We start from the raw sequence: 21,763 nt of genomic DNA on the forward strand, positions 1-21,763 counted from the left end.
TACGTAAACTCGCGGGATCGCTGAACAATAGAAGGGTCCAGGTACATGGACGCGGTGGATAGGCAGCTCATCCAGGCACTCAGGGAGAACGGTCGGGCCTCGTACGCCGAGCTCGGCCGCCTCGTCGGCCTCTCGGGCCCCAGCGTCACCGACCGGATCAACCGCCTGGAGTCGGCCGGTGTGATCACGGGCTACCGCGCGACGGTCAACGCGGCCTCGCTCGGGCTGGGCGTGACGGCGCTGATCGGCATCTCGCTCTCGGACGCGGCCGACCACGAGGACGTGGCGCGGCGGCTGCGCGACCTCGCGGAGATCGAGGACTGCTGGTTCATCGCCGGCGACGACTCGTTCATGCTCAAGGTCCGCGCGAGCGACGTCGACGGCCTGGAGAAGATCATCCGGAAGCTGTCCGGCACCAAGGGCGTCTCCCGCACCCGCACCACCATCGTGCTCTCGACCAAGTGGGAGAACCGGGTCGGCGACCTGCCCGAGGAGGGCTGAGAGTACGGTTGGGTCGGGTTGCAGGACACATAGAGGAGGCGACCGCAGCATGGATGCTGGGCTCAAGCGCGAGCTGGAGGAGAAGGTCCGCTCCGGCGAGCGGCTGACGCGTGAGGACGGCATCGCCCTCTACGAGTCGGACGACCTGGCCTGGCTCGGCGGGCTCGCCCACGAGGTGCGCACGCGCAAGAACGGCGACGTCGTGCACTTCAACGTGAACCGCCACCTCAACATGACCAACGTGTGCACGGCTTCGTGTGCGTACTGCTCGTTCCAGCGCAAGCCGGGCGAGAAGGACGCGTACACCATGCGCATCGAGGAGGCCGTCCGCCTGGCCAAGGCCATGGAGAACGACCACCTCACCGAGCTGCACGTGGTCAACGGCCTGCACCCGAACCTGCCGTGGCGCTACTACCCGCGCTCGCTGAAGGCCCTGAAGGAGGCGCTGCCGAACGTCTCGCTGAAGGCCTTCACCGCCACCGAGATCCACCACTTCGAGACGATCTCGGGGCTGAGCGCGAGCGAGATCCTGGACGAGCTGATCGACGCGGGTCTGGAGTCGCTGACCGGCGGCGGTGCGGAGATCTTCGACTGGGAGGTCCGCCAGCACATCGTCGACCACCGGACCCACTGGGAGGACTGGTCGCGCATCCACCGCCTCGCGCACGAGAAGGGTCTGAAGACCCCGTGCACGATGCTCTACGGGCACATCGAGGAGCCGCGCCACCGCGTGGACCACGTGCTGCGGCTGCGCGAGCTCCAGGACGAGACCGGCGGCTTCCAGGTCTTCATCCCGCTGCGGTACCAGCACGACTTCGTGGACATGAAGGACGGCAAGGTCCGCAACACGCTCCAGGCGCGGACGACGATGGCCACGGGCGCGGAGGCGCTGAAGACCTTCGCGGTCTCGCGCCTGCTGTTCGACAACGTGCCGCACGTGAAGGTCTTCTGGGTGATGCACGGCGTGCAGACCGCCCAGCTGGCGCTCCAGCACGGCGCGGACGACATGGACGGCTCGGTGGTCGAGTACAAGATCACCCACGACGCCGACAACTACGGCACGCCGAACAAGCTGACGCGTGACGACCTGCTGGACCTGATCCGCGAGGCCGGCTTCCGCCCGGTCGAGCGCAACACCCGGTACGAGATCATCCGCGAGTACCCGGGTCCGGACGCCTCGCTGCGTGAGTCGCCGCAGCCGATGCGCGTCTGACGCCGCCCGGGCTGTGGGAAGGGCCCCGTTCCGCGATCCGGGACGGGGCCCTTCGCTGCTCGCGCGCTGTCAGCTGTAATGGATACCCTCTCGGTATGACCCTTACGTTCACGCTGGACCCGAAGGTCGACCCCGCGCTCCACCAGGGCATCCTCGACCTGTGGACGGACGTCACCAACGCGGGCGGCGCCGTCGGCTTCGTCCCGCCGGTCGTGCCGGACGACATCCGCCCGCAGCTCGTGCGGCAGCTGGCCCAGCTCGCGGACGGCGGCGCCCGGCTGCTGGTCGGCCACGACGAGGACGGCCGGGTGGCCGCGACCGCCTTCCTGACCCTGAACAGCCACCGGCTGATGACGCACTGGCTGTGGCTCTACACGGTGATGGTCCACCCCCGCCACCAGGGCCGGGGCTACGGCCGGGACCTGCTGGCGGCCGCCGCCGACGCGGCCCGCACGGTCGGGGGCATCGAGGCGATCAGGCTGACGTGCCGCGGGGGCATGGACCTTGAGCGCTTCTACGCCGCGTGCGGCTACAAGGAGGTCGGCCGCGTCCCGTCCGCGATCCGGGTGGCCCCGGGAGACGACCGGGACGACATCACGATGCTGCTGCCGCTCGCCTGAGGGCCCCCGGGGCCCACGAACGGGTCGCCCTGCTCCACACGATCCTGGAGCAGGGCGACCGTGCGAGGCCGACCCCCAGCGGGCGGCACACCGCACCGGGGCCGGTACACGGCGTGGAGCGGACGAACCCTCAGCGGGCGCCGGTCGTACGTTCCCCGGGCCGGGGGAGCGAGTGAGGGAGGGAGAGCGGTACGGGTCGGGGGCCGGCCGCGGGTTCGCCGTACGGGTTGCCGTCGCCGTCCCCGGTCACCTTGTAGGGGCTTCCGCCGCGACCCGTCCCGTCGTCCTCTCCGGCCGGGCGGCGCAGGACCGGCCACCACAGGGAGCGGCCCAGGAGCGCGGCCAGCGCCGGGACCAGGGCGATGGAGAGGACGAAGGCGGAGAGCAGGATGCCCAGGGCCGTCGCGAAACCGATTTGCTGCGTGGCCGGGGCCGGGTTCACCGCCAGGCCCGCGAAGGAGGCGGCCAGGACCAGGCCCGCCGAGGCGATCGCCGGGGCGGTGTGCCGCACGGCCCGCGCCACGGCGACCCGCGCCGGGCCCGGGCGGGCCATCTCCTCGCGGATGCGGTCCGTCACCAGGATGTTGTAGTCGGTGCCCAGCGCCACCACGAACAGGAACAGCACCAGCGGCAGCGTGAAGTCCACGCCGGGCCGCCCCAGTCCGTGCTGGAAGACCAGCGTCGAGGCTCCCAAGGTGGCCGCGAAGCCCAGGCCCACCGCCAGCATCAGCACCACCGGTGCCAGCAGGCTGCGCAGCAGCAGGAAGAGGATCACGGCGATGAGCGCCGCCGCCACGGGGAACACCACCTTCAGGTCCTCGTCGACGGCCACCGCCACATCGGCGAACACCGCCGCCGTACCGCCCACGTGCGCCTTCGTACCCGGCGGCCGGTGGGCCGCGACCGCCTCCCGCACCGGACCGGACACCAGGCCACGGGCCTCCCGCCCCAGCGGGTCCGCGTCGAGGAAGAGGTCGATGCGGGCGGCCCGCCCGTCCCGGCTCAGCACCGGCGGGGCCACCTGGCCGACGCCCTCCACCGTGCCGAGGGCCCGGGCCATCCCCTCCAGCCCGGCCGGGTCCACCGGGCCGCCGCCCACCGCGGTGACGAACACCCCGGCCGGGTCGGACACGCCCGCGGGCAGGCTCTCGGCGATCTCCGCGGCGGTCTTCGCCGCGGCCGTCCGTTCCTCCCCGGCGGCCCGGCCGCCGTAGTCCATCCGCATGCCGGCCGTCCCGGCGGCCAGTGCGCCGAGCACCGCCACGCACACCAGGACCAGCGCCGCGGGCCGCCGCACCGTCCAGGTGCCGGTCCGGGCCGCGGCCCCGCCCCGTGCCGGCCGGTCCAGGGAACGCGAGGGCCAGAACATCCGCCGCCCGCACACCGCGAGCAGCGCCGGCAGCAGCGTCAGGCTGCCCAGCAGCATCACCAGCACCGAGACCGCGATCGCCGGGCCCAGCACCCGGAACTGGCCGAACGTGGCCACACCGAGCGTCGCGAACGCCGCGACGATCGTCAGCGCCGCCGAGGTGATCGCCGTACCCACCCGGCCCGCGACCAGCGCGGCCGCCTCCCGCCCCGACTGCTCCGGATGCTCCCGCAACTGCTCACGGAACCGGAACAGGAGGAACAGGAAGTAGTCCACACCGATCCCGACCAGCACCACGTTGATCAGTCCGGGGGTGGAGGGCGCCAGCCGGATCCCGCTCAGCAGCGCCCCGAGCACCACCGTCCCCATGGCGGCCCCGCCGATCACCGTGACAGCGACCAGCGGCAGCAGCGCGGCGAGCACGCTCCGGAAGACCAGCACGTGGAGCAGCACGATCAACCCGACCATCACGAGGCCCACCACCGTCGACCGCGTCTTCTCCGCGTCCTGGTCGTCCACCGTCGACGCCAGCCCCCCGGTGAACCCGGTCCGCAGCCCCGCCGCCTCGAACTCCGCCCGGGCCTGGTCCCGGAATGCCCGGTACGTGGACTGCACCCCGGGGTCCGCGGGATTGCCCTTCAACTCCACGGACAGCAGCCGCAGCCTGCGGTCCGGAGACGTCAGTGCGGGCGTCACGCGGGGGCGCTGCGAATGGTCCTCGGTCAGCAGCGGCGGGGTGTCCTTGTCCCGCGGCATCGCGATCCACCGCCGGGAAAGCTCCGCCGCCCGACCGTCGATGCGACGCTCGTCGGCGGGGGCCAGCGCCGCCCCGTCCCCTCGGGCCACGAGCACCGTCAGGGGCTCCACGTCCGGCCGCGCCCCGAAGTGCCGTTCGGCCACCTCCAGAGCCGCCGCCGAGTCGTACCGTTCGGGCAGGAAACCGCCGGTGCCGGGCTGCGAGGCCCGGAAGACGAACGCCTGCCCCAGGATCGTGAGGGCGATGCCGAGCACCGCCCACAGGGCGATGACCTTCCACGGACTTCGCGTCGAGAAGCCGGTCAGAGCGCGGATCAAGGGACCTCCGTACGTACGTTCCGCCCACCGGACCGGCTGGCGGTTCCGGGCAGATCCCGGACTGCTCCCAGACCATCAGCGGACGGGCCCCGGATCATCGGCGCGCAGGAGGAGCCCGGGTACGGGACTCCGGTCCGCGGTACCCCTCCCGACCAGGACCGGAGTACTGGTCCGCCCTCCGCCTCCGGTAGGACGCAGCCCCCGCCCGGCCGGGGAGAATGGAGGTTCCCGCCCCCGCCGCGAGTGCCTCCGGGCACCGGCGGGGCGGCGCAACGGGTGGGCGAGAGCGGGACGGAGCGGACACGGCATGCCGGTACGGGGCGGGAGCACGAGCGGGGACTCCGGCGCGGGCGGGGACGCGGCCCCGAGCCCGGGTGCGGGCGGCGGTACGAGGCCGGGCACGGAACCGGCGTCAGCGGGAAGCCCCACGGGCACGGGAGCCACCGCCGGAGGTGCCGCACCCGCCCTCGCGGAGCCGGCCTGGGACCGCGGGGACGCCCTGGTCGCCATCGGTGCGGCGGCCGTCGATCTGGTCGGCTACTCGCTGGGCGCAGCCGACCAGGGCCGGCCCCTGACCCTGGCCGGCTGTGCCCTGCTGGTCCTGGCGGCCCTGTGCCTCGTCCTCCGCCGCACCCGTCCGCTCACCGCCCTGGCCGGAGTGCTCGGCCTCGGCGTGCTCCTCAACTTCGCGACCCCGCTCCAGGGCCACTTCACCGCCGCCCTGGCCGTCGCCCTGTACGCCGTGGCCCGGCAGCTCCCGCCGCGCCGGTCCCTCCCGGCGGCGGCCGTGACCGTACCGGCCTCCCTGGTCGGCCTGTCCGGCGGGCTCTTTGATCCGGCCGCCCTCGGCAACCCGCTGGCGACGGCCCTGGTGACCGGTGCGGGTGTGCTGATGCGCCGCCGGGCCGAGGAGGCCGCCGCGCACCGGCTGCTGCTGGCCGAGGCCGCAGTGGCCGCCGAACGCCGCCGCATCGCCCGCGAACTGCACGACATCGTGGCCCACCACATCACCACCATGCAGCTGATGGCCGGCGGCGCCCGCGTCAACCTCGCCCGGGACCCGGGGGCCGCCCGCGAGGCCCTGGTCACCCTGGAGGGTTCCGGCCGGACGGCGCTGCGAGAGATGCGGCAGCTCCTGGACGTCCTGCGCGCCGGGGAGGAGCCCGAGACCGGCCCGCCCGCCGCACCCCAGCCCGGCACCGCCGACCTCGAAGGGCTCGTCGCGGAGGCCCGGCGGTCCGGCACGGACACGGAACTCACCGTCGACGGGCCGGTCCGCACCCTCCCGCCGAGTGTCGGCCTGACCGCCTTCCGCGTGGTCCAGGAAGCCCTCACCAACACCCGCAAGCACGCGGCGGGCGGCGCCCGCGCCCGGGTCCGGCTCGCCTACGGTGCCGGACACGTCACCGTCGAGGTCCATGACGACGGTGCCGGACGCACCGCGCACCACGTCACCGACCCGGGCCCAGCCGCTCCGGCAGGCCCCGGCCCCTCCGTCCGCCCCTCCGTCCGCCCCTTCAGGACCCCGGGATACGGTCTGATCGGAATGCGTGAACGCGTCGCCCTTCTCGGCGGCACCCTGGAGACGGGACCGGACGGCACCGGCGGCTACCGGGTCACCGCCCGCCTCCCGGCCGCCGCCGACGAGGACGGTACGGACCGCGAGGCTGCGTGACCCCCTTCCCGCGGACGGGACCGCAACGCGCCGCCCGCCGCACCCGACCACGCGCCACCGCCGCACAGGTACCGGAAGGACCACCCCGATGATCCGCGTGCTGATCGCCGACGACCAGCCGCTCGTTCGCCGCGGCCTGGCCCTCATCCTCGCCCCCGAACCGGACGTCGAGGTCGTCGGCGAGGCCGGGGACGGCGCCGAGGCCGTCGCCCGCGCCCGCGAACTCCGCCCCGACGTCGTCGTCATGGACATCCGGATGCCCGTCCTCGACGGCGTCGGCGCCACCGCCGCGCTCTCCGAGGCCCTCCCCGACTGCCGGGTCCTGGCGCTGAGCACCTTCGACATGGACGAGTACGTGGTCGCGGCCCTGCGCGCCGGCGCCTGCGGCTTCCTCCCCAAGGACACCTCCCCGGAGGAACTGCTCGCGGCCGTCCGCACAGTCCACACCGGCGAGGCGGCCGTCGCCCCGCGTCTGCTCACCCGCCTGATCTCCACGTACGTCCGCGCCTCGCGGCCCGCCACGGCCCCGCCCCCCATCGGCCCGGCCGCCGTGGACCTCACCCCCCGCGAACGCGAGATCTGGCGCCTCATCGCCGGCGGCCTCGACAACGCCGAGATCGCCGCCGCTCTCGGCCTCAGCATCTCCACGGTCAAGAACCACATCACCGGCCTCTTCACCAAACTGTCCGTCCGCGACCGCGCCCAGGCCGTCATGGCTGCCTACGAATCCGGCCTGGTCACCCCCACCCGGCCCGCGTCCCCGTCCTGACGGCGCCCGCGCCGCCGCACCATGGCATCGAGCCGGAGCGGGTGTGCGCCGGTGAGTGCGGCCGCTCGCGCAAGTGCCCTCGCCGCCCTGCGGCTGGTTCCGGCCGGGGACCCCCGCCGGACTTGTCCGTAGACGCGGCGTGCTTCACTGGACGGGCACGACCCTCCGTACGTCAGAGAGAGAAGGCTCGCCGTGGCCCTGAAGCCGAGTGCCGCCGCCCGATACACCGCGATGCGGCTTGGCATCTTCGTCGGGTGCTTCTTCGCCGTGTGGGGTCTGGTCCGGCTCCGCGTGCTGCCCGCCGGTCTCGGCGACTCCAACCTGATGTGGGTCGTGCTGCTGGCGCTGGTGATCTCCGCGCCGCTGTCCTTCGTGCTGCTGCGCAAGCAGCGTGACGAGATGTCCGCCCAGATCAGCGGCCGCGTCGACGGCGTGAAGGACCGGCTCGCCGCCAACCGCAGCCAGGAGGACGCGGCCGACGACGCCGCCCGCGCCGGCTCGTAGCCCCGGGGGCCCGCACGAAGGCCCGTAAGCGGCTCGTAAGTTACGTCACACGCTCGACGCGCCCCGTCGCCGAGGAGTCACCTCCTCGGCGGCGGGGTTTTGTCGTTTTCCGGGGGGAGTTGGGACGGGATGGCGCCTATGCGAAGTTGTTCGATCATCAACTGTCTGAAAGTGAGCCTTTGAGGATCTCAAAGTTCAGGTGTTAGCTTTACCGGGCCAAAACCGTCAGTAGCAGTAGTCGGAGTGTGTCCGTTGTCAGCGATCTCCAAGACCGCATCGAAAGTCCCGTTCTGGGTCCAGATCGTCGCCGGTCTGGTGCTCGGCGTCCTGCTGGGCTGGCTCGCCCGCAGCCAGGACATCGGCTGGCTCTACACGACCCTGGAGAAGGTCGGCGACATCTTCGTCCAGCTGCTGAAGCTGGCCGTCGCGCCGCTCGTCTTCTTCGCGATCCTGGTGTCGATCACCAACCTGCGGAAGGTGAACAACGCGGCCCGCCTCGCGTCGCGCACCCTCCTCTGGTTCATGATCACCTCGCTGATCGCGGTGGCCATTGGCCTCGCCATCGGCCTGCTCACCAACCCCGGCGCCGGCACCGGCCTGACGCCGAAGGACGGCGGGCTGCCGAAGCACACCGGCTCCTGGATCGACTTCCTCACCGGCATCGTGCCAAGCGACGTCATCACCCCGTTCACCGAGCTGAACGTCCTGCAGATCGTCTTCATGGCCGCAGTCGCCGGCATCGCCGCCCTCCAGCTGGGCGAGAAGGCCGCGCCGATCCTGAGCCTGGCCGAGTCCGTCCTGGAGCTCCTCCAGAAGGCGCTGTGGTGGGTCATCCGGCTCGCCCCGCTCGGCACCGTCGGCCTCATCGGCTACGCCATCGCCGACTACGGCTGGGACCTGATCGGCAAGTACGCGACCTTCACCGCCGACGTCTACATCGGCTGCGCGCTCGTGCTGTTCGGCGTCTACCCGCTGCTGCTCGCGACCGTCGCCAAGGTCAACCCGCTCCAGTTCTTCAAGGGCGCCTGGCCCGCCATCCAGCTGGCCTTCGTGTCGCGCTCCTCGGTCGGCACCATGCCGGTCACCCAGAAGGTCACCGAGCGCCTCGGCGTACCGAAGGAGTACACCTCCTTCGCCGTCCCGTTCGGCGCCACCACCAAGATGGACGGCTGCGCCGCCATCTACCCGGCGCTGGCCGCGATCTTCATCGCGCAGATCTTCGACGTGCCGCTGAACGTCGGCGACTACCTGCTGATCGCCTTCGTGTCGGTGGTCGGCTCCGCCGCCACCGCCGGCCTCACCGGCGCCACGGTCATGCTGACCCTGACCCTCTCGACGCTGGGCCTCCCGCTGGAGGGCGTCGGCCTGCTGCTGGCCATCGACCCGATCCTGGACATGATGCGCACCGCGACGAACGTCGCCGGTCAGGCGCTGGTGCCGGTCGTGGTCGCGGCCCGCGAGGGGATCCTCGACAGGGATGTGTACGCCAGGGCCACGGCCTCCCCGGTCGACGCCCCGGTGGCCGACACGGCCGAGCAGAAGGCCACCGCCCCGGCCGCGGCCTGACCCCGAACCCTCCGGCTCGCCGCAGCCCCCGTCCCCTGCCGGGCGGGGGCTGCGGCGTACCCGGAGTGGGCCCAGCCCTCCTGGACCGGGGGATAGGCTCCGGCCCATGGCTGAGTTCTTGCAGGTGTCGACGGCGACGGAAGACCGGTCGTCGGCCGAGGCGTTGGCGCGTTCGACGGTCTCCGCCCGGTTGGCGGCGGGGGCGCAGATCGTCGGTCCCGTGCTGTCGGCCTTCTGGCACGAGGGGGAGTTCGGTACTGGGGAGGAATGGCAGCTCCTGTTCAAGATCCGCGCGGACCGGTACGCGGACCTGGAGCGGCACCTGTTGGACCAGCACCCGTGGAAGAACCCCGAGATCACGGCAGTGCCGATCGTGGCCGGCTCGGCGGCGTACCTGCGCTGGGTGTCCGCGACGACGGCACCGGAAGCGCAGGACTGACCGACTCAGGCTCCGGCCTGTTCCAGGACATCGGCCACCGCGGACACGGCCCGGTAGCCGCTCAGCCTGCTGAGGGCCGGTGTGATCCGCTGCCGCGGGCGCACCGACGCGACACCGGATGAGAGGTCGAGCGCTCGCCCGATGACGCGAGCGGACTCCTCAACCTCTCCTGCCGAGAGGTACGCCTCTGCCAACCACGTCAGGTACAAGCTCTTGTCGCGGGCATGGGTGTCGTCGTACCCCTGCAGAGCCCTCTCCAAGGCGGGTACGGCCCGGAGTGGTCGCCCGAGTTCGGTCCAGCACCGCCCTGTCATGATCAACAGCTCGGTCTCGTCCACCCACGAGGACCAGTCCGGCTGCACCTCGTCGCGGTTCTCGCCGAGTGCCTGCTGGGCGCTGCTGAGAGCGGCCTCGGTCTGTCCGGCATCGCCGGTGAGGGCATGGGCCCAAGCGCAGCGCTCGTGAAGGAGGGCGCGCACCGTGGACGGAGTCTCCGGCCCGGCGGTTCGGCAGGAGCGGGTGGCGATGTCCACTCCCGCCTTCCGGTCGCCGTCGCTGCGCTGGTAGGCCAGGAAGGCGAGGGCGTTCGCCGCCAAAGACTGGTCACCGGCCTTTCTGGCGGCGGTGTGGCTGGCCTCGTAGAGGCTCCTCGCCTCTGTCTGCTTGCCGCTGTCGAACGCTGCCCACCCTGCCTGCTGCGCTTGCTCCGCCAGGACGGACAGCAGCTCGCGCCCCGTTTCCTCGGTGTAACTGGCCTCGCGCAGGATGCCCTTGGTGGCTTGGTACTCCCCGACGTACACCCGGAAGGTGTCACCGCCGCCAAGGATGTCGTCCAAGCGGCGCAGACGTGCCGTGCGCTGCCTGAGCTTCTCCGGGAGTCCGTGGGACACCCGTCCGGCCGTTCCAAGGGGCTGGAGGCCGGACAGGCCCACGGCCAGGCCGGTACCGGCCGTTGCTCGGACGAAGTCTCTGCGGTCCACTGCGTCCCCTCCTCCCGTCGCGCCCGCGGCGGCGCGCTCGGCCAGGGGGAGGGGTTGACCTGTCTCCCACCAACGGGGGGCGAGGCCGAGCAGGTGCCCGGGGATGCGCAAGGCATCGGCGATCGTGACGACCTTGTCGAAGGTCGTCACGCTGCCCCCACCGCGCGCCAGCAAGCCGACTCGTTCAGGTTTCATGTCGCATGCAGCTGCGATTTTCGAATAACTGATTCTCGCCTCATCGCGGGCAAGCCGGAAGACGCTGCCGAAATCGTGGGCCGCGATCGCCGCCCGCATCTCGGGTCGGTTCAAGAGCGCGGATGGTAGCGCGGTGCACGGCTGCTGTGTGGTCATCAGATGCCCATCAACGCCTGTCGGTGGCAGTGTGCTGCTCAGACTTGTACGGCAGGTTACCCATCACGGGGATACCCGCGTGGGGGAAGTCAGGGCACCGGCGCAGCAAGAGAGTTGGAGTGACAGACCCCCGCGACCGCGCGAACGGTCCGGGGGCGTGGCCAACGCTTCTGGGAGCGTCAACGTGCTGCACTTTATCGCCCTGCTTTTGACGCCGCTGCTGCGTCTTCTCCTTCCGCCGACGGGCCGCCACCGAGCTGCCCCACGCGGTGTCGCCCGGCTGCGCCGTCAGCGGCGTCGGGTGCTGGTCCTCGCGACGTACGGGATCGACCTGGGGCCGCGCTTCATCCACGGGCGGGAGGTCGCCCGATGAGCGAAGTGGTCCACCGCTGGAGGCGTGAGCCGCGCTCCGTCCCGCTGGCTCGTGCCGAGCTGCGCAAGGCGCTGAGTGACTGGGGGCTGGCCGCCCTGGAGGGTGACGCTCTGGTCGTGCTGTCGGAGCTGGTGACCAACGCGGTGCGGCACGCGAAGGGGCCCGGTGACCGGAAGATCGAAACCCGGTTCTCGCTGACTGCGCATGGAGTCCGGATTGAGGTTCACGATGCGTGTGCGGCGAGTCCTGAGGTGTCAGTGCCGGACGTTGCCGAGAACAGGGGGAGAGGCCTGTTCGTGGTCTCTTCCCTGGCGGACCGCTGGGCGGTCGGCGAACGGGAAGGCGTCGGCAAGCGGGTCTGGGTTGAGCTGTGGGCTCCTGCGCTGGGTGGTGAACGCCGTGAGGGGTAGCAGGATCATGGCGCTGCGCGTGCGGTCCGGCGACCTGGTGTGGGTCCAGAAGGAGTGGCGGCAAGTCCGCTGTGTACGTGACGACCGGTTCGCGACCGGGACCGCTGCCGTCGTCCTGATCTTCAGGCGGGGTGCACCGTGGCGGCTCCGGGCGGCGGACGTGGTGGAGGTGCGGCGGTGAGCGCCCGGGTCGTGGTGCCGGTTGCCGTCGACACCCCGGCGGATCGGATGGTGACTCCGGATCGCAGGGGCAGTGGGCCGATCGTGGAGGTTGAGTGCACCACCTGCCTCAAGGGCTCCGGCGCGGTGGATGACGAGCTGACCGTGACCGCCTGGTGCGTGGCGCATGCCCGGCGCGAGGGGCACACAGGCTTCCGGCGGATCGTGACCGACTTCCTGCGGGTGATGCTGTCAGAGCCTCCGCGGCGGTCTGACTGAAAGCGTGGTGAGCGAGCAGCGGCGGAGCCCCGGCCTTCAAGGCCGGGGCCCCGTGGGGTCGTCAGTCGTGCTGTATGCAGACCGAAGGCGACAGATTCGCCACGGCCTCGGCCTCCCCGGTCGACGCCCCGGCGGACGCTGGCGCCGAGCCGAAGGCCCCGGTCCCGGCCACCGCCTGACGCGCCGGCCCGGTACGGCCCGCCGCCGCCCCCGCCCTTCGGGCGGGGGCGGCGGCTTTTGCGTCCCGGGGTCCGGTCGTCAGTCGCCCCAGGTGACCGCACATTCGGGCGGTGCCGGGTAGATGGTGATGCAGACCTTGGGCTCGTGGTGCTTCTTGTGGTGGTGGTGCTTGTGGTGATGGTGCTTCTTGTGGTGGTGGTGCTCGCCGTGGTCGTCGTGGTGGGCGACGGCCGTGGCGGTCTGTGACGGGGCCGGGGAGGCGAAGGCGGTGGTCGGGAGGAGTGCGCCTCCGGCGACCAGGGCCGCCGAGACCAGGCCGGTCCTGAGTCCGAACCTGCGCCGGGTGCGGCTGGTGGGGGCGGTGCGGGCGGTGTGGGAGGGGGTCATGGGGTGTCCTTCCTGGAGGGGTTGGGGGGCACCTCCAGTGGGCCCGATCCGGGGGCCCCGGGTCATGTCGCGAGAAGACGTGACTTGACGTGCGGGGCGGGTGGTGCAGGCGGTGTGGAGGGGTTCGGTGGGGTTCGCGGGCGTCCGGGAAGGGTTCGCGGGAGGTGTGCGCGGGGGCTGGGCAGGGGATGTACCCGAGAGTAAATTACCGGCGGTAACACCTCCCCACGTGCCGAGGAGTACCCGTGTCCGAATTGCTGGTCGAGCCGGTCAAGACCGTGGTCGAGCGGGTGGTCCGGGAGGTGTACGTGCCGCCGCTGGCAACCCCGCCGCAGAGTGGCTCTCTCGGTGACATCCCCTTCCTCAACGCGGCCGAGGACCCGCAGGCGCCCGTACTCGCGCGCAAGCAGCCGGACGGCAGCTGGCAGGACGTGCCCGCCGCCGAGTTCGCGGCCGAGGTGCTCGCCGTGGCCAAGGGCCTCGTCGCCCAGGGCCTGGAGTGGGGCGACCGCCTCGCGATCATGGCGCGTACGACGTACGAGTGGACCCTCCTCGACTTCGCCGCCTGGGCCGCCGGCCTGATCACGGTGCCGATCTACCCCACCTCCTCCGCACTCCAGACCCGCTGGATCATCCAGGACTCCGGCGCCGTGGCCTGCGTCGTCGAGGACACCGCCCAGGCCCGGCTGATCAGCGGCGAACGCTCCCGGCTGCCCGGCCTCACCCACCTGTGGGAGTTCGACACCGGCGCCATCGCTCAGCTGGTCCGCGCCGGCCGGGCCGTACCCGACGTGGCCGTCCTCGCGCGCCGCGCCCACACCACCCCCGAGTCCGTGGCCACCCTGATCTACACCTCGGGCACCACCGGCACCCCCAAGGGCTGCGTGATCACCCACGGCAACTTCTTCGCCGAGGTCGACAACGCCGTCGAGCTGCTGCACCCCGTTTTCAAGTCGGTCAGCAAGGACCCCGCCTCGACCCTGCTCTTCCTGCCCCTGTCCCACGTCTTCGGCCGGATGGTCGCCATCGGCTGCATGCGGGCCCGCGTGAAGCTCGGCCACGCCCCCAGCATCCAGACCGAGGAACTCCTGGCCGACCTCGCCGGGTTCCGGCCGACCTTCCTGCTCGCCATCCCGTACGTGCTGGAGAAGGTCTACAACACCGGCCGCGCCACCGCCGAGAGGATGGGCCGCGCCGCGTCCTTCGACCGGGCCGCCCGGATCGCCCGGCGGTTCGGCGAGGGCGGCCGCCCCGGCCTCGGCCTGCGCGCCGCCCACGCCCTGTACGACCCGCTGGTCTACCGGCGGATACGGGCCGCCCTCGGCGGTCGCGTCCGGTACGTCATCAGCGGCGGCTCCCCCCTCGGCCCCCGCCTCGCCGCCTTCTTCGGCGGCGCCGGAGTGGAGGTCTTCGAGGGGTACGGGCTGACCGAGACCTGCGGCGCGAGCACGGTCACCCCGCCCCTCCGGCCCCGCCTGGGCACCGTCGGGTGGCCGCTGCCCGGCACCGCCGTGCGCATCGCGGCGGACGGCGAGGTGCTGCTGCGCGGCGGGCACGTCTTCGGGGGCTACTGGGATTCCGCGACCCACACCGTCGTACCGGCCACCGACCGCGAGCACTGGTTCCCCACGGGGGACATCGGCGAGCTCGACGCCGACGGCTACCTCAGCATCACCGGCCGCAAGAAGGACCTCCTCATCACCTCCGGCGGCAAGAACGTGGCCCCGGCCCCGCTGGAGGACTTCCTGCGCGCCCACCCGCTGGTCGGCCAGTGCATGGTGGTCGGCGACAACCGCCCGTACATCACCGCGCTCATCACGCTGGAGCCCGACGGGTTGCAGCACTGGCGGCAGATGCGGAAGAAGCAGCACGTGCGGCTGGCGGAGCTGGTGCACGACGAGGAGCTGCGCGCCGACCTCCAGCGGGCCGTGGACGAGGCGAACCTGCTGGTCTCCCAGGCCGAGTCGATCCGCCGCTTCACCGTGCTGCCGGTGGACTTCACGGAGCAGAACGGCTGCCTCACGCCCTCGCTGAAGCTGCGGCGGGCGGCGATCGGGCGGGCCTTCGAGAAGGAGATCGACGCGCTGTACCGGCGCTGAGGGGGCCGGCGGGGTACGGGCGTACGGGCCGCGGCGGGGTACCGGCGTACGGACCGCGGCTGAGTGCGGGCGTACGGGCGCCGGCCCGGTGGTGGGTCGGCGCGGCGAAGCTCCGGGCGTCCGGCGGGTGCCCCCGGCGTGGCCGGGCGGGGTGCGGGTGTCACCCGTATGGTGGTCCGGGGGCGGGCACACCCTGGGAGGTGCCATGCAGCACCGGCCTCGACCGGTCCTCCTCCTCGTCGCCGCGCTGGCGGCGGGAGCGCTCGGAGCTGCGCCCGGCCCGGGTGCGGCCGCCGCCGCCGACGACGGCCCGGACCGCTTCCGCTCGCAGGAGATCGCCTGGGCCGAGTGCCCCGAGCAGGGCCCGGCCGAGATGCGCTGCGGCACGCTCACCGTTCCGCTCGACCACGCCGACCCCGCCAAGGGCACCGTCGACCTGGCCGTGTCCCGCATCCCCGCCACCGGCAAGGCCCGCCGGGGCAGCCTGGTCTTCAACTTCGGCGGCCCCGGCGCCCCCGGGGTGGCCCTGCTCGGCGAACACGTCCGGGAGTTCGCGGATCTGGGCGAGGCGTACGACCTGGTGGCCTTCGACCCGCGCGGGGTGGGCCGCAGCGAACCCGTCAGCTGCGGCGGCGCGCTGGACGCGGCGGGGGTGGGCGACACCGACGTGGCCCGGGTGGAGTCCCTCCGCACCGTGTGGAAGGAGTGCCAGGCCAACTCGGGCCCGGTCCTGCCGTACGTCGGTACGGTCAACGTCGCGCGGGACCTGGACGTGCTGCGCGAGGTGCTGGGCGAGCGGAAGCTCGACTACCTCGGCTTCTCGTACGGCACCCGGATCGGCGCCGTCTACGCGAAGCTCTTCCCGGACACCACGGGCCGGATGGTCCTCGACGGCGTCGACACGCTCACCGAACCCCTCACCGAGCAGGCCCTGGCCACCGCGCAGGGCCAGCAGCAGGCGCTGGACAACTTCCTGACCTGGTGCACCCACCAGAACCACTGCGTGTACGGGACCAACGCGCGCACCGCCAAGGAGCGGGTGCCCGCCCTGGTCCGGCGCCTCGACGCGGAACCGCTGGTCGGCTACGACGGTTCGTACGTCACCGGTCAGGACGCCGCCTGGGCCATCGCGCTCGGGCTGTACTCGAAGGACGACTGGCCGCGGCTGGCGGACGCGCTGCGGATGGCCGAGGCCGACCGGGATCCGACCGGGCTGCTGATGCTGGGCGGGCCCATCGGGCCGGATCCGGATCCGGATCCGGATCCGGAGCCGGAACCGGAACCGAGTGAGGAGACGGTGCCGGGCGAAGAGTCCGCGCCGGCCGAAGAGTCCGCGCCGGCCGAGGAGACCGCCCCGGGGACGGGCCAGGAGCCCGGGCGACCCGAGCCCGGGCGGCCCGAGCCGGGGCGGCCCGAGCCCGGGCGGCCCGAGCCCGGCGCCTTCCCGTGGGCCCGGGCGCCGCGCGCGTCCTACGACGCGTACGGCATTCCGCCCGACAACATGGCGGCCGCCCTGATCGCCGTGAACTGCGCCGACGACCCCGACCGGGTCGGCGCCGGCGGCGCGGGCCGGGTGCTGGCGGAGATGAGGGCGCTGGAGGCGGAGTTCCGGAAGGCCTCGCCGGTCTTCGGGCCCGGCCAGCTCTCCACCGTGCTGTCCTGCTACGGCCGCCCCGCGGGCACCGACTTCGTCCGCGAGCTGCGCCGCACGGCCGGCCCGCCGCTGCTGCTCGTCGGCACCCGGGGCGACCCGGCCACCCCGTACCGCTGGACCGAGGAGACGGCCGCCCGGCTGGGCCGGACCGTGGTGCTGGACCACAAGGGCGAGGGCCACGTGGCCTACCGGGCCTCGCCGTGCGTGCGCGAGCGGATCAACGCGTTCCTGGTCGACGGCTCCCTGCCGCACGGGACGCGCTCCTGCCCCGCCGGTGAGTGACCGGCGGGGCGGACGTTCCGTACCGGGGGCGGAAACCCCGTACCGGTGTCAGCAGTTGCCGGCGGCCGCGCGGCCCGCGAAGCGGTCGGCCAGCCAGTTCCCCGCCTCGACGGCCTCGGTGATCACGCCGCTCACGTGCTCGCCGACCCACACGGTCTCCCAGTGCACGTTCGCGCCCTTCGCGCACCAGTCGGTGCGCAGCTGCCTGCCCACCGCGTAGGGGATCAGCTCGTCGCCCAGTGCGTGGTACTGGTACACGGGCGCCGCGGGGGCGGTGCGGCCGAGCTTCGACTGGTTCAGACGGGCCTGCCAGTCCTGCTGGTAGAGCGGGTTGGAGGTGGTGAGGTCCGAGATCTTCTTGAAGGAGCCGGCCACCGAGTCGATCGCGACGCAGTTCTCCTTGAAGAAGGAGACCAGCGCCCTGCCGGCCGGGTTCAGGTACGAGTCGAGCCGCAGCTCGGGGAAGGCCGCGTCCTGTCCGGCCGCCGCCATGAAGATCAGGCCCGAGCCGTAGCTGCCGTTGTTGAAGTCCGCGACCTTGAGCAGGTCGGCCGGGACACCGCCGGCGGCCGTGCCCTTCACCTTGAGCTCGGGCGCGTACGAGCCGTGCAGTTCGGCGGCCCAGGAGGCGGCCTGCCCGCCCTGCGAGTAGCCCATGATGCCGACCGGCCCGTCCTTGGAGAGGCCCGCCGCGGTGAGCCGCTGCGCGGCGCGGGCCGCGTCGAGCATGGCGTGGCCGGCCGAGGGGCCGACGGTGTACGTGTGGTCGCCGGGGGTGCCGAGCCCCTCGTAGTCGGTGACGGCCACGGCCCAGCCGCGCAGGGTGAGCTGCTGGATGAGGTTGGCCTCCATCGCGGTGCCGTACGGGAGGTTGTTGCTCGGCGCGCAGGAGTCGCCCATGCCGACGGTGCCGACGGCGTACGTGACGAGGGGGCGGGGGCCGGTGCGGCCGTCCTGGGGGACGATGACGGTGCCGGAGACGACGTTGGGGGCGCCGTCTGCGGTGGTCGAGCGGTAGTGGATCTTCCAGGCCCTGGTGTCGGTCCACTGGCCGGGCAGCGGGTGGAAGGCGGAGGGGGCGACTCCGACCAGGTCGCCGGGTGCGCCGGCGGTCTCCTGGGCGACGCCGGTCGCGGACTCCTGAGCGGCGTCGGTCGCGGACGCCTGGGCGACGTCCGAGGCGGCGGCGGTGCCGGCGGGGACGGCGGCCGACAGGGCCAGGACGACGGCGGCGGTGAGGGCGGTGTTGCGGATGCGCATGGGCGGCTCTCCCAACGGTCCCGTGTGGGGGTAGGTGTGGGCACGGTAGTGACCGACCGGTCGGGATGGCGCTGACCCGGCAGCTCAGCTTTCCTGGCCGGGGGTCGCAGCGCTTGTGAGGCGGGTGCCGGGTGCGGTAGAAACGCGCCACTCGATTGGCGTGTTCATGCCTCTCGGTTGAGCTCTTCCACGCCTGCTTGGGGGCCGTCGTGTCGGTACGCGGAGAGAAGCTGAAGGGGCGGGCCACGCTCAGCCTGGTCCTGGTGGTGATCGCGGCCGCCGTCCTCTTCCTCATCGGCAGCGCCTCGCAGCAGCCGGCCGGCTGGGGCGCCGCGTACGCCTTCGGCAGGCCGGTGACCCTCGAACTCCCCACCACCTGCGGCACGGAGACCATCGGCTCGGGCCGCACCACCAGCGCCTGCAAGGGCACGAAGTGGACCGCCGACGGCCGGGAGCACACCGGCACCCTGTACGCCTACCGCGACCAGATCGACGACAGCGGCTCCGCCCTGACTTTCAAGGGCGAGGCCCGTGCCCTCTTCGACCGCGCCTACGGAGAACCGGCCGCCTGGCTCACCTGGGTGCACGTCGGCGCTGTCGGCCTCGCCGCGCTGGCGGTGCTGATCCTGCTGGTCGGCCTGCTGCTGGCGGCGGTGCCTGGGCGGCGGCGCTGACTCCGCCCCCGGGGGCCTCCGGGCCGCTCCCGGAGGCCATCCGGTAGGCGCCCGGCGTGGTCCCCGTCCAGCGGCGGAAGGCGCGGTGGAAGGCGGTGTCCTCGGAGAAGCCCAGCCGCGCCGCCAGCTCCGCGATCGGCTCGCCGCTCTCCACCAGCCCGGCGATCGCCGCGTCGCGCCGCACCCGGTCCTTGAGCTGCTGGAACGAGGTTCCCTCGCCCTGGAGCCTGCGCCGCAGCGTCGCCGGGCTGACCGCCAGCCGTCCCGCCACCTCGCCCAGCGCCGGCAGCCGCGGTGAGCCCCGCAGCTCCTGCGTGAGGACCCGGCGCACCTGCTCCGCGACCGTGGTCCCGTACTCCGGCCGGCCCAGCAGGTCGAACGGCGCGCGGCGCAGCAGCGCGTCCAGCTCGGCTTCGTCGCGCACCAGCGGCGCGGTCAGCCAGTGCGCGTCGAAGACCGCGCCCGTGCGCGGCCGGCCGAAGCGCACCGGGCAGTCGAAGAGCACCTCGTACTCGTCCCCGTGGGGCGGCCGCGGGTACGCGAACTCCGTGTACGCGAGCGGGATGCGGCGGCCCACCATGAAGCAGCACAGCCGGTGCCAGATGGCCAGCACGCACTCCGTCAGGAACCGCTCGCCGTCCCAGGCGAAGTCGTTGCGCACCGCCAGCCGTGCCTCGTCCCCGGTGACGTCGAGGCTGAGGTCGGGGCCGCCCGGGAACAGCCCGTAGAAGGCGACCCCGCGCCGGATCGCCGCGCCCAGGTCCCGGCAGCCGAGGGAGGCGTGGCACATCATCGCGAAGGTGCCGGGACGGCTCGGCGTGCCGCCCAGGCCCAGGAACTCGTCCTGTGTCTCGCGGTACAGGCCCCGGAACAACCGGGCGAACTGCGTGGCCGTCACGCGCGCCCGGTCGTCGGAGAGCAGCAGCGGCGGGATCTGCGCCGCCTGGAGCAGCGGCAGGGTCTCGATGCCGCTGCGGTGCGCGCCCGCGAGCACGGCCCGCACGTGGTGCACGGTGATCGTCCGCCTCCCCATGCTCCGACGGTAGCCCCAATGAGCGCTGGGGTCAGCGGGGCTGACGCTTCCGGTCATGCCCCTCCGGCGGTGCGGCTGCCTAGCGTCGGTGTCCTCGGATGCGCGGACGGGGAGGACGGGCCATGACTGCTGACCGGCCGGAGACGCTGGCGGTGTTCACCGAGTGGACGGCGGAGCGGTACGGGGCCGAGACCGCCCTGCGGTTCCGGCGCGACGGGGAGTGGCGGACGCTCTCCTACGCGGGACTGCGCGACACCGTACGGGAGCTGGGCCGGGGCCTGGCCGGCCTCGGCGTGGCTCCGGGGGAGCGGGTGGCGGTGCTGGCGGAGACCCGGCCCGAGTGGACGTACACGCACTTCGCCGTGCTGGCGGCCGGCGCGGTGCTGGTGCCCGTCTACCCGACGGCCGGTGAGGAGGAACTGGCCTGGGTGCTGGGCGACTCCGAGGCCGTGGCCGTGGTCTGCGAGGACGCGGCGCAGGCGGACCGGGTGACCGCGCTCCGCGCGAAGCTGCCGCGGCTGCGGGACGTGATGCTGATGGGGGAGCGTCTGCCGCGGGCGTCCGCCGGCGAACTGGCGGCGCGGGCGGCGGCGGTGCGGCCGGGGGACGACGCCGCCATCGTCTACACCTCCGGTACGACCGGCCCGCCCAAGGGCTGCCGTCTCACGCACGGGAACCTCGGCGCGGTGCAGGACGCAACGCTCCCGCTGGTCGCCGGCGGGCCGGGCGACTCCACCTACCTCTACCTGCCGCTGGCCCATCTCCTCGCGCAGCTGATCCAGTTCACCACCCTCCTGGAGGGCGGGGAGCTGTGCTACTACGGCGGGCGGATCGAGGACGTGGTGGCCGAGCTGGCGGAGGCCAGGCCGACCCATCTCCCTTCCGTGCCAAGGCTGTTCGAGAAGCTGCACGCCGTGGTGCTGGGGCTGGCGGAGGCCGGGGAGGGCGGCCGGGCGCGCTTCGAGGAGGCGGTGCGGCTGGGCGTACTGGAGGCGGAGGGGCGCCTGCCGGCGTCCTCCCGCGAGGCGTGGCGGGCCGCCGAGGAGTCCCTCTACGCCCCGGTCCGGGCGGCCTTCGGCGGCCGGCTGCGCTGGGCCCTCACGGGCGGGGCGCCGATCGACCCGGCCACGCTGGACTTCCTGCGGGCCTGCGGGATCCGGGTGTTCGAGGGGTACGGGATGACGGAGTCGGGGGGCGTGATCTCGCTCAACCATCCCGGGGCGGTGCGGTACGGGACGGTGGGGCGCCCGGTGCCGGGCTGCGAGGTGCGGATCGAGGCGGACGGGGAGGTGCTGGCGCGGGGCCCGATGGTGTTCCCGGGCTACCACGCGAACCCGGCGGCGACGGCGGAGGCGCTGGACGCCGAGGGATGGCTGCGGACAGGGGACCTGGGCGAACTGGATGAGGACGGCTTCCTGCGCATCACGGGCCGCAAGAAGGAGCTGATCATCACCTCCGCCGGCAAGAACCTCACCCCATCGGAGGCGGAGTTCGCCGTCCAGCGCTCCCGCTACGTCTCGCGGGCCGTCATGATCGGCGACCGCCGCCCGTACCCGGTGGCCCTGATCACCCTGGACCCGGTGGAGGTCGGGGCCTGGGCGGCCCGGGAGGCCGTGGACCCGGGACCGGACCCGTCGGCCCACCCGGCGGTCCGAGCCCTGGTCGAGGAGGCGGTGGCCACGGCGAACGAGGGCCTCTCCCGCCCCTCCCGCATCCGCGCATTCCGCATCCTGCGGGACGACTTCACGATCGCCGACGGCACCCTCACCCCGACCCTGAAGCTCCGCCGGTCGGCGATCGCCACCCGCTACGCGAGCGAGATCGCCGCCCTGTACGGGGAGGAGGAGTGAGCCGCCTCCGCCCGCACCCGCCCTGCGTCCCGCCGGCCGCCCGCACCCGCCCTGCGTCCCGC

Annotated in this window: 20 protein-coding genes; 15 read left to right on the forward strand and 5 right to left on the reverse strand. The window is 73.0% G+C overall.

The annotated features are described in order from the left end of the window. Window positions 1-45: 45 nt before the first annotated feature. From ACIF6F_RS13915 to ACIF6F_RS13925, 3 genes are all read left to right on the forward strand, one after another. Entirely contained in the window at window positions 46-501 is a 456-nt protein-coding gene (locus ACIF6F_RS13915) for an Lrp/AsnC family transcriptional regulator (RefSeq protein ID WP_399945735.1), read from the forward strand. Window positions 502-550: 49 nt separating this feature from the next. Further along, window positions 551-1,714 (forward strand): aminofutalosine synthase MqnE, encoded by a 1,164-nt coding sequence (mqnE, locus tag ACIF6F_RS13920; RefSeq protein ID WP_399945738.1) that lies wholly within the window; start codon window positions 551-553, stop codon window positions 1,712-1,714. A gap of 95 nt (window positions 1,715-1,809) precedes the next feature. Further along, window positions 1,810-2,334 carry a GNAT family N-acetyltransferase gene (locus ACIF6F_RS13925; RefSeq protein ID WP_399945741.1) on the forward strand — a complete coding sequence of 175 codons (525 nt, stop codon included), beginning with the start codon at window positions 1,810-1,812 and terminating at the stop codon, window positions 2,332-2,334. A gap of 130 nt (window positions 2,335-2,464) precedes the next feature. On the opposite strand, the gene ACIF6F_RS13930 is transcribed toward ACIF6F_RS13925, so the two are convergent. Continuing rightward, window positions 2,465-4,777 (reverse strand): MMPL family transporter, encoded by a 2,313-nt coding sequence (locus ACIF6F_RS13930; protein ID WP_399945744.1) that lies wholly within the window; start codon window positions 4,775-4,777, stop codon window positions 2,465-2,467. A 307-nt stretch (window positions 4,778-5,084) separates the two neighbouring features. Here ACIF6F_RS13930 and ACIF6F_RS13935 point away from each other — a divergent pair, with 307 nt between their 5' ends. The 5 genes from ACIF6F_RS13935 (at window position 5,085) to cutA (ending at window position 9,730) form a co-directional block, all read left to right on the forward strand. Beyond that, entirely contained in the window at window positions 5,085-6,452 is a 1,368-nt protein-coding gene (locus ACIF6F_RS13935; RefSeq protein WP_399945747.1) for a sensor histidine kinase, read from the forward strand. Between the two features lie 88 nt (window positions 6,453-6,540). Beyond that, window positions 6,541-7,221 (forward strand): response regulator, encoded by a 681-nt coding sequence (locus ACIF6F_RS13940; RefSeq protein ID WP_399945750.1) that lies wholly within the window; start codon window positions 6,541-6,543, stop codon window positions 7,219-7,221. A 231-nt stretch (window positions 7,222-7,452) separates the two neighbouring features. Beyond that, window positions 7,453-7,725, forward strand: coding sequence for a DUF4229 domain-containing protein (locus ACIF6F_RS13945; RefSeq protein WP_399946510.1), 273 nt, complete (start codon window positions 7,453-7,455; stop codon window positions 7,723-7,725). Window positions 7,726-7,968: 243 nt separating this feature from the next. Further along, window positions 7,969-9,291 carry a dicarboxylate/amino acid:cation symporter gene (locus ACIF6F_RS13950; RefSeq protein ID WP_399945752.1) on the forward strand — a complete coding sequence of 441 codons (1,323 nt, stop codon included), beginning with the start codon at window positions 7,969-7,971 and terminating at the stop codon, window positions 9,289-9,291. A gap of 106 nt (window positions 9,292-9,397) precedes the next feature. After that, entirely contained in the window at window positions 9,398-9,730 is a 333-nt protein-coding gene (cutA, locus tag ACIF6F_RS13955; RefSeq protein ID WP_399945755.1) for a divalent-cation tolerance protein CutA, read from the forward strand. A gap of 5 nt (window positions 9,731-9,735) precedes the next feature. Here the strand turns inward: cutA and ACIF6F_RS13960 are convergent, their stop codons facing one another. Next, window positions 9,736-11,019, reverse strand: coding sequence for an XRE family transcriptional regulator (locus ACIF6F_RS13960; protein WP_399945758.1), 1,284 nt, complete (start codon window positions 11,017-11,019; stop codon window positions 9,736-9,738). Window positions 11,020-11,430: 411 nt separating this feature from the next. Between ACIF6F_RS13960 and ACIF6F_RS13965 the strand changes: the two genes are divergently transcribed. From ACIF6F_RS13965 to ACIF6F_RS13975, 3 genes are read left to right on the forward strand one after another with little or no spacing between them, the layout of a single operon-like run. Next, on the forward strand, window positions 11,431-11,844 hold the full coding sequence (locus ACIF6F_RS13965; protein WP_399945761.1) for an ATP-binding protein: 414 nt from the start codon (window positions 11,431-11,433) through the stop codon (window positions 11,842-11,844). Further along, the gene (locus ACIF6F_RS13970; protein ID WP_399945764.1) at window positions 11,834-12,025 is read left to right on the forward strand and encodes a hypothetical protein; all 192 of its coding nucleotides are present in this window, start codon (window positions 11,834-11,836) and stop codon (window positions 12,023-12,025) included. The genes ACIF6F_RS13965 and ACIF6F_RS13970 overlap by 11 nt, the downstream gene beginning before the upstream one ends. Beyond that, a complete protein-coding gene (locus ACIF6F_RS13975) occupies window positions 12,022-12,282 on the forward strand; it encodes a hypothetical protein (RefSeq protein WP_399945766.1) in 261 nt (86 codons plus the stop codon). The genes ACIF6F_RS13970 and ACIF6F_RS13975 overlap by 4 nt, the downstream gene beginning before the upstream one ends. 258 nt (window positions 12,283-12,540) lie before the next feature. On the opposite strand, the gene ACIF6F_RS13980 is transcribed toward ACIF6F_RS13975, so the two are convergent. Continuing rightward, a complete protein-coding gene (locus ACIF6F_RS13980) occupies window positions 12,541-12,849 on the reverse strand; it encodes a hypothetical protein (RefSeq protein WP_399945769.1) in 309 nt (102 codons plus the stop codon). Between the two features lie 245 nt (window positions 12,850-13,094). On the opposite strand from ACIF6F_RS13980, the gene ACIF6F_RS13985 reads away from it, so the two are divergent. After that, window positions 13,095-14,948 (forward strand): AMP-dependent synthetase/ligase, encoded by a 1,854-nt coding sequence (locus ACIF6F_RS13985; protein ID WP_399945772.1) that lies wholly within the window; start codon window positions 13,095-13,097, stop codon window positions 14,946-14,948. A 205-nt stretch (window positions 14,949-15,153) separates the two neighbouring features. Then, a complete protein-coding gene (locus tag ACIF6F_RS13990; protein ID WP_399945773.1) occupies window positions 15,154-16,884 on the forward strand; it encodes an alpha/beta fold hydrolase in 1,731 nt (576 codons plus the stop codon). A 48-nt stretch (window positions 16,885-16,932) separates the two neighbouring features. Here ACIF6F_RS13990 and ACIF6F_RS13995 read toward each other — a convergent pair whose 3' ends face one another. Then, window positions 16,933-18,144, reverse strand: coding sequence for a lipase family protein (locus ACIF6F_RS13995; protein WP_399945776.1), 1,212 nt, complete (start codon window positions 18,142-18,144; stop codon window positions 16,933-16,935). Between the two features lie 209 nt (window positions 18,145-18,353). On the opposite strand from ACIF6F_RS13995, the gene ACIF6F_RS14000 reads away from it, so the two are divergent. Continuing rightward, window positions 18,354-18,818, forward strand: a complete 465-nt coding sequence (locus ACIF6F_RS14000) for a hypothetical protein (protein WP_399945779.1) — start codon at window positions 18,354-18,356, stop codon at window positions 18,816-18,818. Here ACIF6F_RS14000 and ACIF6F_RS14005 read toward each other — a convergent pair. Beyond that, window positions 18,718-19,851, reverse strand: coding sequence for an AraC family transcriptional regulator (locus ACIF6F_RS14005; protein WP_399945781.1), 1,134 nt, complete (start codon window positions 19,849-19,851; stop codon window positions 18,718-18,720). The genes ACIF6F_RS14000 and ACIF6F_RS14005 overlap by 101 nt on opposite strands. A gap of 122 nt (window positions 19,852-19,973) precedes the next feature. Here ACIF6F_RS14005 and ACIF6F_RS14010 point away from each other — a divergent pair, with 122 nt between their 5' ends. Next, window positions 19,974-21,701 (forward strand): AMP-dependent synthetase/ligase, encoded by a 1,728-nt coding sequence (locus ACIF6F_RS14010; protein ID WP_399945783.1) that lies wholly within the window; start codon window positions 19,974-19,976, stop codon window positions 21,699-21,701. Window positions 21,702-21,763: the final 62 nt, after the last annotated feature.

The sequence above is a fragment of the Streptomyces sp. NPDC086023 genome (assembly GCF_044540325.1).
In the GTDB taxonomy this organism is placed as follows: domain Bacteria; phylum Actinomycetota; class Actinomycetes; order Streptomycetales; family Streptomycetaceae; genus Streptomyces.